This is a genomic window from Paenibacillus sp. PsM32 (assembly GCF_030433815.1).
Lineage (GTDB): Bacteria > Bacillota > Bacilli > Paenibacillales > Paenibacillaceae > Saccharibacillus > Saccharibacillus kyungheensis.
In genome coordinates this window covers 15,371-28,252 of record NZ_JARUWY010000023.1, presented here as the reverse complement: position 1 = coordinate 28,252, position 12,882 = coordinate 15,371, and the positions used below count along the sequence as shown (strand labels likewise).

Sequence of the window (12,882 nt, the reverse complement as noted above, 5' to 3'; positions counted from 1 at the left end):
TTCCTTCCTCTTTATTTTCTTCATGATATTTTTTAGCAATTGCTATTGCTTCTTCCGGTTTTAATACAGTCTCTACAGTAATTTCTTCTACTCTACGATGATGTCTTGGAAAATCCTTTTCTCTAAACTCAAAATATTCTTTTAGTTCTTTTTTATTTAATTTTTTAAATTCTTTTTCTGACATCTTTTTATACTTATCTAAAGACAATCCTAACAACCTCCTTTAATTTACTATTTTATGAAGCATTTCAAAACCAATTGTATCAATACAGTTAGAAATATGTTTGATAAAATATAGTAATAAAAAATCCAACTTTGGCTATATAAAACTCAAAGTTGGATTCATATAAATTAAATTAAATTAAATTTTTCTAAAAATATATACCATTCATCTTTTTCACCTTCTGGAATAATTTCTTTGTATCTTTGTCCAAATACATAATTGGAAAGAAAATATTCTATATCTTTAAAGCTAGCTTTTTTCTTCTCCACATCTTCATCCATCAAGTAAACTTCTCCTGACGTTTTATTAAGAACGAGTGGTTCGTATAATACTTGACCTATTTCTAACCATTCATTTTGATTTAATGCAGATAAACGATATTGATTACCACTTAATTTATTCATTGACCATAAGTCAATAGATCCACAGCGTCCTCCATTAAATTCTGATAGATAACTCAAATGTATGAAATTATTAACTTCATTCCATCCTTCATTTAAATCTCCAATTATCATATTATTCGGTTCTATTTCTAAACTTTTTTTAACACTCTTAATAATGAATTTTAAATTAGAATTCATGATTTACTCACCCCATTCAATACTTGTTTTAATCTTTGTTCCAGTAAGCAATTTTCTAATTGAAGGTCTAATTTGTTTGGCTCCAAATTCGCTGGATCACAACCCTAATAATTATTTGATATGAATATACAAAATTTTGTTTCCTAAAGTACAATCATTTGCTATAAGAAAAAGAAGTGTCAAGAAACAAAAATTCAATGAGTATTTCTTTCAGTATTCTATATTCCTTTTTCAAATAAATATTATATAAATTAATATTTATATTTGCTACTATATCGACTATTTGTATTTCGAAATAAAAAAGTTATGTTAAGTTTATAATATCCTTAACATAACTTTTTATTAAAGCTTTATAAAATTTCGAATTTCTGCTTAATTATTTTTAAATATGCCTCTACCTCCTCTTTATCTTCTTTATTTTTTTGATACATAATTATAACTTTCCTCTTCTAAATATTTAAAGAATTCTTCATAAGTGAGTAGAATAACTTCTTCTTTGTTAACTTCTGGTTAGTCGAAATAATAAGCTATGCCTGTATCTCCAAGGTAATCATCTTCCCACTCTTTTAGTTCTTCTGCAAAAACACAACCTATACTTTCTAAACCAAATCCAGTACTGATAGCATAATTCTTCAAAGCATCTAAAAAATAGCCATTTTCGATATGTCGATAATACAAATCGATTAATTCTTTGTTATGATCCGTATATCTGCTCCTTTACTATTTCAATGATGGAAAGAAATTTTTTATATTTCTGCTGTCATAAAGGTACCCTATTAAATTCTTATTTAGACCGTATAAATATACTTCTTTATTTTCATCTTCAATTTTTTTTAACATCGGGATAAAAATCGCTATCTTTATCCTTCTAACAATTTTCAAAACAATTAATCTTTATAATAAGAAATAACTCTGATTCATTAATCAGAGTTATTTCAGATACTAACCTTATATTGCTAAATATTAAAGATTTAAACTTCTTCAAGTTCTATTGCTTCCATATTCCTACAATAAAAGCTAATAAAATCATATCCATCATTTTCACCATATCCACTATCATCATGAACATGATATCTTTTCCTCAAATCCCAACCCAGTTCTTTTTTATCATGAATAATCAAACTTCTTTCTAAACATAAATTAGTAACTTCTCTAAGACAAAGTTCAGAAACACCATCATAACGAACTTTCATTTTAAATAGTCGATTCTTCTCTTTAATTGAAATTAAAAATTCAAGGTATAATACTGTTAAATAATTATCATCAAAATCACGTTCAACTGTATAATTAATTTCTGTAATCTCTTCATAATACCATGAACCAAAGCTACTCAATTCCTTAGTTAAGTTCTCATAATTTTTAATATATGACACTTATTAACACCTACTTTTATTAATCTAAAAATTCTATTTTGTTTAATTCATCGTTAAATTTGCCTCTTCTTATTTGACCTGTGTCTATATCTAAGAAATATTTTTTTTTTTTGTCAATCTCTTTACCAGCATCCCTATACGTATATTCATGAATATGAGGTGGGTTAGGGTGATGAAGTTGATTTCCATGATCACTATAATCAATTCTAATCCATTGATTTCCCCCTTGATCATATATTACTACTGAATCTTCTATTTTACCGCTAGAACCTAGTCTTGAAAATTTAATTCTATCTCCTGGTATTCCACGTTTTGGAGCATAATTATTTTTATAGTAAGATTCAGGTAAAAACAATTCTTTAGCAAAATCATCATCTTTCTTGCCTGCAAATAACTGCAAATTAACTTTTAATGGTAACTTACTCGCCACTTGCTTCGTTTCATTCTTCCCAAACTGCTTAAGAACCCAACCCCCAGCATCAATAACACCCTTGGTTCCATATTTACCGACATACTTCGCTCCAGGAATTGGAATCAAGCTTGTTAATGTACCGACACCATTGGAAACCCGATCTCCTACCGATAGTTGTTCCCCTGTAATGTAGTTCACTCCGGTAATCGTTTCTTGAATCCCTTTTACCGTTCGTACATAAGGAATCGCATCGGCTCCGTAGCTCAATCCTGTCGTTACCCAAGAATCTCCATCCGCACTCAATCCAAACGGATCAATATACGAAATCGGATTCAAACAATGAATAGTACTTTACAAAAAAGAAACCTCGCAAAGCACGAAGCTAAGCAAGGCTAATATCGTATTAATGGCTATCTAATTCTTCTTTAATTACTGAATCATCACTTAAACAAGATTCTTCAGACAATTCATTTGATAATAAAGCTATTAAAATTTTTGTGACTTTTGAGAATACCGTTTCACTAGAACCAATTAAACTATGAGCTCCTAAGAGAAAAACAATGCTACCTGCATAATTCCAGTTACACTCAAGTATTTTCTCTTTTGCAGAATTAATGATTGAATTGGCATATTCAGTCGGAATACCAGAGTAAATCTCTTCAGATAATTGAAGCTCAGAGTTATAAAACAGACGATTAGAGTCATTAACTTTAACCTTAATCATTAATTCTGAATTTTGATTAGGAATATATTCCACTCCAAGTAATGCATAGTATGAAATGTTTCTAGGCAATTTTAACTCAAGTACTAGTTTTTGATATTTAGAAACAATTGGTTCATTCAATTGTAATAAAGTTTTCAATTCATATTCTGCTTTATTAATAATAGGTGGATAGTCTTCCTTCCATACTATTGCCTTTCTGAATTTACCTAAATCAAAAATAGTATTCATTTTTCTAACCTCCAAAATTTGTACCATATTGACTTAAACTCTTCTGGCTTAGCCTTGATAATGTCGGATGATAAACACTAAATGGTGAAACACTTTACTTTTCTAATACAGTATCATAATCCATGACTTTTCCGATTTTTCAATAAAAATCGAATTTTTAATCTTATTTAAACTTTCAATCAGTATATTACTAAGTTCTAATTTCAATGTTTTTTTAAATAGTTTAATATTTCAATCGTCTGTATCAAACAAAAAATTTATTATTATTCCTTCTCCTAAAACTTTTGACGCACGATGCATATAAAAAGTATTCCCAATATTAATTAAATCTTGAATATGATAATAAACTTCTTCTTGAATGGTTGGTAATTCTATTATGACTTCATACCATTTATTTCTTTCTAATATTTTAATATTCTGATCTACTGAAATATTTCCTGAGAACAATAAATCTCTACCGAAATTAAAAGCGGGGCGCAAAATGTTGTTGGTACTTAAATCATGAGATAAATTTTGTTTATTAAACATTATTTGAGCTTCCACTATTAGCATTTTAGACCTCCTACAAATTATGCTTAATCTCTCTAAATTATTTTATTAAATTCTTCTAATTGTTCAATATCTATAGTAATTGTCCCACTCTTAGTTCGCATCTCAACTACGACTAACCAAGAAAGATTTCGATTAACATCTTTATTGATATTCAATAAATTAAATTCAAAAGTAATTAAAAAATTATTTTCAATGTACTTTAAAGCTATATTTTCCACTTCTTTTTTGATACTAAAAAAACCATTCATCGAATACTTCCAAAATTACCAATAGATTAATTTGCATGTCTCTATTGTTCATTATTTAACATATCTCATTTTTTCAAATTTATACTTACCATAAAATAAAAGATAAAAAAGAAACTTCGAAAAGCATATACTCTTCAAAGTTTAATATAATATATTCAGTTTTTCTTTTTTAAATCTTTTTGAGCCAAATCAATCGCTATGATGAGTCTAATTTGGTTAACTCTACTTAATCCTAGTTTATATTTTGATACTGGCATAGAGGACATAATCGGTATCGTATCTTGATTTACTTTATCTAATTCAATACCTACAACTATAGAATCATTTATTAAAATTTTATAAAAATCTTCTCCTTGTTCAGGTATCCAATGAAGAATATATGCTGTTAACATATTAGAAAAGTTTTTCCGAATCACTGTAAGCAATCTTCTTTCTTCTTCATCTTCAAATAAAGACTTATGAGATTTTATTAATTGCTCTCTTATATCTTGCTCAGTTTTACTATTAATAAGTTTCAAATTCAACTCTCCTTTAATTTATTTTATGATGCCAGGTGATACTGTAATTAGGTTCCCACTCTTTTCAGTTAAAATAGTTATTGTTGAAGTCGGTTGAAAATCATTAAATTTGTCTGTACTAATTGCTTTGTCTAAATTAACTTCTCTAACATAATGATCACCTTTGTTACTATATAGTGCTCTAGTAATGGGAACATTCACTACACTTTTATCCGAAAGTATAGAACGAAGTTCTTCCGGTGAGATTGTAAGTAAATTGTGATTTATTCGTACTTGAAAAGTGTTCTTCTAAAACATGATTAAATCCATCGTTACTAATATTTATTCTTGATTGAACATTTACATTCACTTCAAAAGACACTATCATTTTTTTGAAATTTCCTTATTAATTTCTAATAAACTGAGAAAGAAAAAGAAACATGAAATAACTAATAGTCATCTCATGTTTATTTTGTATAGCTTGATTTATAATTATCTTAAGTTAGCTGGATGACCATTTGCATCTAAAATACCTAGTACTTTTTTATCTCGATCCGATACAATTAACGTATAGTCTTCAAAAGTAAACGTACTTGGTGGCAGATCAACTGTTACTCTCCATGCTGGTCGAAGATCATCAAGATCTCTATCTTCTTCATTGATTTCAAACGTATAAGCTTCATCAAAAAACAAATTTTTAATTTGTTCATTCACTGTTCCATCCATCTTTTTTTCTTCATGATATTTTTTAGCAATTGCTATTGCTTCTTCTGGTTTTAATACAGTCTCTACAGTAATTTCTTCTATTCTGCGATGATGTCTTGGAAAATCCTCGTCGAGTAACCTCAAATATTCTTTAAATTCTTTTTTATTTAAATTTTTAAATTCCTTATCAGACATTTTTTTATACTTATTTAAAGACATTTCTAATCCTCTCCTTTAATTTAATGTTTTTCTTAAACTTCTAATATATTCTCTAGAGTGATTTAGAGATGCCTCATCAAATATTGTTTTGTTTTGTATCACTCTCGAAAATACATATTCTTCCCGTTCTAATCTACTTAGATTCATATACGAATCTTTGCGTAGTGCTAACCATTGCTCTGCATGATATCCTTCATGATACAAATTATTAAGCTTGGATTTTTCTTAATCCAAATTTCTCCGCTACCGTAGTCAAAGCCTGCTTCAAGCTCACCTCGAAGTACTTTTCCTTTCTTATCCACTTTGACATTAATTCCATATTGACCCAAGTATTGCTTAAACTATCTAATTTCCTTTCTAAGAACCAATGTCTCTTTTCTACTATTTTGTAGCTTTTGTACATTTCTGTAATCTATGCTTTCACTCAGAACCTTATCAGCACTATTTTTTACTAAAATTACGAATAACCTAAACATGACCATCAATATAACTTTTAGTTGCTTTTTTACTGACAAAATTTTCATAATATACTATTTATCTAGTCTCTCACAGACATTTTCTGACCTGTTTTATAATCCATTTTTAAAAACTTCATAAATATCTTTTAAGTATAAAATTTATTGCAATTTATACTTATTATTTTTCAATAAAATAACCATTCATCAACAATTTTATAAATTAATGGTTATTTTACCTTTAATTCTTATTGAATATAGTAATCATTTTTTTAAAAAATGATTACTATATTCAATAAGAATTTCAAAGTCATTATTAGGACAAAAAATACCGGGATGTTTACCACTATTTTTGCCATAGAAAATTAAATATTCTCCACATTTGGGACAAGGTATTTTCTCTCCACTCATTACCTTTTTTCGCAATAAATGCATCTCTTCAATCTCTTCTAAAATTTCTTTTCTACTTCTTTTGGTCATAGTAATCAACTCCTCCTAATGAAGATTTCCGATTGTGGCTCAAAACTATAATTTCTTAAATAGCAAATTATACTTTTGTGAAAAATCAAATAAGGATTGATTAATAGCATCCATGTATTCTGGACGTTCTTTCAAAAAAGAATAACTCGACTCTATTAGAAGTTCTTGAACAATTTCGTAATCAAGAATGCTCTATATATCCAAAGCAGAGTTAACAAACTGTATTCCCTCAAAAGGCTCTTCCTATGGATCTAAATCATCTGAAAAATTGCAACTACAATATTCAATAGTATATCCTATACCTTTAGATAAAAAGGTTACTACTTCAACAAATCAATGGTTTGGAATAGCATTGAAGAAATCAATTGCTGGCAATAAATTATTTTCGACTTCTTTTCTAAATATTCTAAATGTCAAAATCTCAGCTCCTAATTAGAAATTTATAATCGGATAAAGATTTTTCATTGATTCAGTTCCATTAAACTATCTTTCAAATTTCAGACCGTTAGGCGCTGTACCTTGTTAAGATCTATTATTCATTCTATTTGAAGTGATAGCTTTCTGATAACTAAATAAGAATAAGCTAATCATAATTATTCATTATAATTAGCTTATTCTTTAGTAAAACTCAAGTTAATTAAATATTGTTATTAATTATTCATCTTTAATCGCTTTTCTACCAGTCAAAAAATATTCTTTAAAAAAGTCATTATCAAACAATTTCCCTTGAAAATTCTCATTTTTATATTGAAATTGTTTTAGTTTTGCTTGTTGTAAACTATTATTGTCCATAGAGTTAAATGGTATTGATTCTTTTAAATCAAATGTTAATTTAATTTTATATTTACTACCAGTAACAATCATTAATGTTGCATAATAATCTGTTAAAAATGATAAATACCCTCCACAATAACAAACTCTATCGTCCTTATTAATAGTATATGGCCAATTGTAATACTTTTCGCTTTCTTTTTTTAAAGACTTATCTTTACTCCATTTTAAATTTGCACCTTTGACTCCATCAATTTGAACTTTTAGCTTTCCAAATACAAATAAAGAATCTTCTTTACTGAAAAAGCCTTGCATTTGTAATTGATCTTCAAAGTCAAAAATATTAATTACTGTATTTGCAAGTTCAAATTCGTATAGTCCTTTTATATCGCTAGCAAAATTCAAAAAAATAATTGGTTGAAATTCTCCACTACTATCTACAATACTATCAAACTCTTCATCTCCTATATCAATAGTAAGAATCATTTTATCTAACCTCACTTTCTAACAAATATATATTGATCTAAAAATTCCGATTTGATTATTTCTCCATCTGTTGTTAAATAAGTACCATCATTGGCAACATCACGTCGTTCTCCTTTTACTTGTAATCCTTTCTCCTCTAATTGTCTTAATATTTTTTTCATATTGGAACGTGATCCGGTAATTATAATTTCACCATCTTTAGATAAAACCCTTAGTATTTCAGAGTTTAATGGATCATACCCATAAGGGTTTTCTATAATTATTTTGTTCTGACTTCCTGTTTTTATATTAGTAAGCTGAGTCGCATCTCCATAATGAACACCTTGAGATTTAGGATCTATATCAATATTGTATGTTCCCTCTATAGGCTTTCCTCTTGCACCAATATTTAACATTCCATTTATCTCAGCAGGTGATTCTAAATATTTACCAGGTGTTTTAGCCACTCTAGCTATAACCCAACTACCGCCATCAATAGCTCCTTTAGTTAGGGCTTTCCCTGCAATTTTGCCTCCAGGTACCCAACTTAAAAGAACTCCTCCTCCATTGGCTACTCGATCTGCAACTGATAATTGATCTCCTGTAACATAGTTGACTCCGGTAAATATTTCTTGTAACCCTTTGAGTGTACCTAATCCTGGCACAGCATCTGCTAAGAAACTACCAACCGTTTTCAACATCTCGTCACTATCCGCACTCAGTCCAAACGGATCAATATACGAGATTGGATTCCCATTCACATACGCATAGCGGTTCATCGTCAGTCCATCATCAATACTTCCACTCAGAACATCTCGGTTCACAAAGCGTTTGATCTCTGGATTGTAGTACCTTGCTCGCATCTGGTACAACCCATTCGGATCAGTCATCACTCCGTCGCGTCCGTTGTATTGGAACGGTTGCTCGGTGGTGCCTTCGTGTCCTAAAGATTCTCCGTAGGTGCCGTAGCTGTACGTATCGGTCAGTTGTCCTTTGGCATCGGTTAACGCTATTGTACTTCCGCGACGGTCGTAGTGATAGCTTTGGTACGCTCCGTTGGCGTCTTGGCGTCCAATTAAGCCGTTACCGTACACATACCATGCTGTCGGTTTGCCTGATGCATCGGTTTCCATCAGCACTTGAGACAGAACTGCTTCTGGATTGATCACATATTTCGTGGTCGTTCCGTTAACGGTCATCGACGTGCGATGATTTTCGTTATCGTATCCATATTGTACACCACCGGCTTCTACCAGACGGTTACGTGCATCAAAAGTATAGTTTTGCATTTGTCCAGCCAGTGGGCCGACTAGCATATTCCCTTCGGCATCGTATTTCACCGCTTCGCCATTCACTGTAGCTAAGCGATTGTCTGCACTATACGTCATCGCCATATCTTCTCTATCATAGACATCGACTGTAACCCTATTCAGATAGGCGTTGATATCTCCGCCGTCTTCATTGGTGCCTTGTCCAAACTGATCGTACGTGTAATTGTATTCGTACAATAAAGTTCCGTCGGCTTGCAGGTCTTTGAGTGTCAATACTTGTCCTGTGGCATTGTAAGTATATTTTCTCTGATAATGTATCCATCGGAGTTTCTATCTAAAAAATTCCTTTTAATTTAAAAAAAAAGTAATAAAATGGAGATAGAAAAACAGGTCAATCATGGTGATATCTGACCATAATTGACCTGTTTGATAAAACGAAATAGCGTTATTTAGGGTGTAAAATTAAAACTTTTCGTACATACAACCGAAATGACGAAATCTTTATACGAGTATTAAATGTGTTATTGGTTGAATAATGGATTCGTTCGGCACTTGGTATAGCCACTTAAAAGAGACCTCGAAAGGCACAAGCCAATCGAGGTTTCAACGCATTTTCCTTTGTCCTTAATAATCTAATTACTGTCCCTTAAAATCCTCTGCCGCTTCTCTAACCTCTTCATTTGTTGAATTTACTCCAAGCTCTACTCCCCATTTCAATAAAATTGGAGTTGCTTCTGATAAAAGCTCTAACAATCTACGATACTCCCATTCGTCTTCAAAATTAATCGACTTTTTTGCTACCTCCGGGAAATACTTCATTAACCAATTAGAAGGAATTGTTTTAATCTTATTTCTTGCTAACTCAATCATAGTCAGATTTTGAGAATAACAGGCAAATTCGACAAGTACGGCGAGAACTTTTGTTCCAATGCTTTCCGGTAAACTTTCGATGTCGTCCGTTCTGTCATATACGTTTGGTGATACTTTATTAAGTTCGTTTTGAAGTCTCAATTCATATGGTGGAATTATTCCATCGTTCACTTATTTTTTACCTCCATATCTCCAAGGTAATGATTTAAATAATTGATTAAATTCTTCTACAGTCATTGGTCTAGTTGGATAAATGGTATTGTGTCCATGACCACGAGGTGAATTTGGTAAAACATCACTTCCATCATGAATTACACCTAACCCATCCGGTAACTCTGTTCCTTCAGGAAGAGTATGGTAGTGTCCACTAAGTGGTATACGATTTACATCAGTTACAGTAGAAGCTCCATTTGGAAGTGGGGGTGCTTGAGGTCCAACGACATCGGTGGATTCTGAAACCCCAAAGTCATTTGAAGGTCTAGCACCTCTCGGTTCAGTACGATTCCCAAATGCGTTAAGTTCCTTTGACGTTATATTACCATTAACCGTCCCCTCAGCAAACAACTGTAAATTGACCCTTAATCGGTATCTACTCGCTACTTGCTTAGTCTCATTCTTCCCGAACTGCTTAAGAACCCAACCTCCTGCATCAATAACTCCTTCGGTTCCATACTTCCCAACATATTTCGCCCCAGGAATTGGAATCAAACTTGTTAATGAACCAATTCCATTGGCGACTCGGTCAGCTACAGACAATTGCTCACCTGTAATATAGTTGAATCCGGTAATCGTTTCTTGAATCCCTTTTACCGTTCCTACATAAGGAATCGCATCAGCTCCGTAGCTCAATCCTGTCGTTACCCAAGAATCTCCATCCGCACTCAGTCCAAACGGATCAATATACGAAATCGGATTCCCATTTACATAGGCATAGCGGTTCATGGTCAGTCCATCGTCGATACTTCCATTCAGAACATCTCGGTTCACGAAACGCTTGATCTCTGGATTGTATCGGTTATAATACCTTGTTTTCATATATTGTAAAATAATTTATTATATTTCCTATTAAAAATTTATACTTGGTAATATAAAAAGAACAGTTATATTTACACATCAACATAACTGTTCTTTACAAAACTCACTTTATTTTAGATTACAGTACTTATTCAAATTAACTAATCTTATAAGTCAAGAATAACAAAAACAAACAACTACTTTTAATTGAAATTACGAGTAGTTGTTTGTTTGAGTCGTCATTAATAATCTAAATTAATCTATAATTTCACATTGAGCTTTTATCATTTGCTCTACGATTTTATCGTATAAGCCATCATCTTCTATTAGTAGCGCAGTATTATTTTTTTTATGCATAATCAAATAACCTTCGCTCATTTTTTCCAAAAAATATTCATTAGTCTCCCATAAATATTTATATGATGTAAGTTCCATATTATCACCTTCGCTTTTATTTATGTGAACCGTCTTTATAAAATCTAATAACATCTTCTCTTCCTAAAGGAACAATTTGAGAACTGTTTTGAGGAGAACCATTTTTCTTTAACTTCTCCAACAATAATCTATCAGTTTTACTAGAAAATGGACTACCTGCAGGATGTGTATGATAAATTAACATTGAGCTTTTATCAGTAGGAACTATTACACTATTAATTGTTCCAGAGAATAATTTGTAAGTTCCTCCTTTTCCATTTTTTCCATTTTTTCCATTTCCCAATTGATATACTAGTGCAAACTCTACTTGATATTCTTCTGTAAGCTCTCTTAATTCATTAGGTGTTAATCTTTTGGATACAAGCATTCCTTCTGCTCCTGGAAGTCGACTAACATCTGCAATAACTTGTCCATTTGGTAAAATTCTTCTAATTAAATTACTTTCCTCATGAAGTTCATCTAGTTGTTTGGAGAACTTACCAATAAGCCAGCTACCACCATCAATAACACCTTTAGTCGCTGTCTTCCCAACGACTTTCCCGCCAAGGACAAAGCTAACTAATGTACCTACTCCAGTAGCAACTCGGTCTCCTACAGAAAGTTCTTGACCTGTCACATAATCTGTTCCTGTAAAGACTTCCTGTACACCTTTTACGGTTCCTAAAATAGGAACAGCATCTGCTAAGAAACTTCCCACCGTTTTAAACATTTCGTCACTATCCGCACTCAGTCCAAACGGATCGATATACGAAATCGGATTCCCATTTACATACGCATATCGGTTCATGGTCAGTCCATCGTCAATACTGCCACTCAGAACATCTCGGTTCACAAAGCGTTTGATCTCTGGGTTGTAATATCTTTATTGTAAAATCATTTACTGTAGTTCCTTTTAAAAACAGGTACTTTTTAATACAAAAAAGAACAGTTAATATTTACGTAGCAATATAACTGTTCTTTACAAAACCTACTTTATTTTTAAATTATAATAAGGAATAATAAAAACAAACTACTACTTTATGATTGAAATTACGAGTAGTTGTTTGTTTTTAGTCGTCAGTGGTGATCTAAATTAATCTATAATGTCAAATTTGGCTTTAATCATTTTCTTTACGATTTTATCATATAAGTCATCATCTTCTATCAGTAGAGCATCATTACTTTTTTTATTAATAATCAAATAACCTTCGCTCATTTTTTCCAAAAAATATTCATTAGTCTCCCATAAATATTTATATGATGTAAGTTCCATATTATCACCCTCGCTTTTATTCCATAAAACCTAATCATATTCCTAATAAATTTTGGCTATTAAAGTAGTAGTAATATAAATTCTTTTCATCATACATAATATTCATT

General features: G+C 31.1%; 17 protein-coding genes and 3 pseudogenes. All 20 read right to left on the bottom strand.

All coding sequences use genetic code 11. The annotated features are described in order from the left end of the window. Positions 1–208 (bottom strand): annotated as a pseudogene (locus QCD85_RS22945) (hypothetical protein); the annotation flags it as partial. Positions 209–351: 143 nt separating this feature from the next. Further along, entirely contained in the window at positions 352–804 is a 453-nt protein-coding gene (locus QCD85_RS22940) for a hypothetical protein (protein ID WP_301263998.1), read from the bottom strand. A 510-nt stretch (positions 805–1,314) separates the two neighbouring features. Continuing rightward, complete coding sequence (gene cdiI, locus QCD85_RS22935; RefSeq protein ID WP_441005643.1) at positions 1,315–1,488, bottom strand: ribonuclease toxin immunity protein CdiI; 174 nt, start codon at positions 1,486–1,488, stop codon at positions 1,315–1,317. 287 nt (positions 1,489–1,775) lie between these two features. Beyond that, positions 1,776–2,177, bottom strand: a complete 402-nt coding sequence (locus tag QCD85_RS22930) for a hypothetical protein (RefSeq protein WP_301263996.1) — start codon at positions 2,175–2,177, stop codon at positions 1,776–1,778. Positions 2,178–2,196: 19 nt separating this feature from the next. After that, positions 2,197–2,925, bottom strand: a complete 729-nt coding sequence (locus QCD85_RS22925; RefSeq protein WP_301263995.1) for a pre-toxin TG domain-containing protein — start codon at positions 2,923–2,925, stop codon at positions 2,197–2,199. A gap of 67 nt (positions 2,926–2,992) precedes the next feature. After that, positions 2,993–3,541, bottom strand: coding sequence for a hypothetical protein (locus QCD85_RS22920; protein ID WP_301263994.1), 549 nt, complete (start codon positions 3,539–3,541; stop codon positions 2,993–2,995). Between the two features lie 231 nt (positions 3,542–3,772). Further along, positions 3,773–4,093, bottom strand: a complete 321-nt coding sequence (locus QCD85_RS22915) for a hypothetical protein (protein ID WP_301263993.1) — start codon at positions 4,091–4,093, stop codon at positions 3,773–3,775. Between the two features lie 32 nt (positions 4,094–4,125). Beyond that, the gene (locus QCD85_RS22910) at positions 4,126–4,341 is read right to left on the bottom strand and encodes a hypothetical protein (protein ID WP_301263992.1); all 216 of its coding nucleotides are present in this window, start codon (positions 4,339–4,341) and stop codon (positions 4,126–4,128) included. 155 nt (positions 4,342–4,496) lie between these two features. Further along, entirely contained in the window at positions 4,497–4,859 is a 363-nt protein-coding gene (locus tag QCD85_RS22905; RefSeq protein ID WP_301263991.1) for a hypothetical protein, read from the bottom strand. Positions 4,860–5,330: 471 nt separating this feature from the next. Next, positions 5,331–5,762, bottom strand: coding sequence for a hypothetical protein (locus QCD85_RS22900; protein ID WP_301263990.1), 432 nt, complete (start codon positions 5,760–5,762; stop codon positions 5,331–5,333). 15 nt (positions 5,763–5,777) lie between these two features. Beyond that, a pseudogene (locus QCD85_RS23980) lies at positions 5,778–6,091 on the bottom strand (zincin-like metallopeptidase toxin domain-containing protein). Positions 6,092–6,481: 390 nt separating this feature from the next. After that, entirely contained in the window at positions 6,482–6,697 is a 216-nt protein-coding gene (locus QCD85_RS22895) for a hypothetical protein (RefSeq protein ID WP_301263989.1), read from the bottom strand. Positions 6,698–7,351: 654 nt separating this feature from the next. Then, positions 7,352–7,954 carry a hypothetical protein gene (locus tag QCD85_RS22890; protein WP_273614852.1) on the bottom strand — a complete coding sequence of 201 codons (603 nt, stop codon included), beginning with the start codon at positions 7,952–7,954 and terminating at the stop codon, positions 7,352–7,354. An 11-nt stretch (positions 7,955–7,965) separates the two neighbouring features. After that, the gene (locus QCD85_RS22885; RefSeq protein WP_301263988.1) at positions 7,966–9,477 is read right to left on the bottom strand and encodes an RHS repeat-associated core domain-containing protein; all 1,512 of its coding nucleotides are present in this window, start codon (positions 9,475–9,477) and stop codon (positions 7,966–7,968) included. Between the two features lie 363 nt (positions 9,478–9,840). Beyond that, on the bottom strand, positions 9,841–10,245 hold the full coding sequence (locus QCD85_RS22880; RefSeq protein ID WP_301263987.1) for a hypothetical protein: 405 nt from the start codon (positions 10,243–10,245) through the stop codon (positions 9,841–9,843). Continuing rightward, positions 10,246–11,109 (bottom strand): pre-toxin TG domain-containing protein, encoded by an 864-nt coding sequence (locus QCD85_RS22875; protein ID WP_301263986.1) that lies wholly within the window; start codon positions 11,107–11,109, stop codon positions 10,246–10,248. It abuts the gene before it with no gap. A gap of 234 nt (positions 11,110–11,343) precedes the next feature. Continuing rightward, positions 11,344–11,523, bottom strand: a complete 180-nt coding sequence (locus tag QCD85_RS22870; protein ID WP_301263985.1) for a hypothetical protein — start codon at positions 11,521–11,523, stop codon at positions 11,344–11,346. A 16-nt stretch (positions 11,524–11,539) separates the two neighbouring features. After that, entirely contained in the window at positions 11,540–12,232 is a 693-nt protein-coding gene (locus tag QCD85_RS22865; protein ID WP_301263984.1) for a pre-toxin TG domain-containing protein, read from the bottom strand. A gap of 30 nt (positions 12,233–12,262) precedes the next feature. Further along, positions 12,263–12,373 (bottom strand): annotated as a pseudogene (locus QCD85_RS23975) (hypothetical protein); the annotation flags it as partial. A 222-nt stretch (positions 12,374–12,595) separates the two neighbouring features. After that, complete coding sequence (locus QCD85_RS22860) at positions 12,596–12,775, bottom strand: hypothetical protein (protein ID WP_301263983.1); 180 nt, start codon at positions 12,773–12,775, stop codon at positions 12,596–12,598. Positions 12,776–12,882 lie beyond the last annotated feature (107 nt).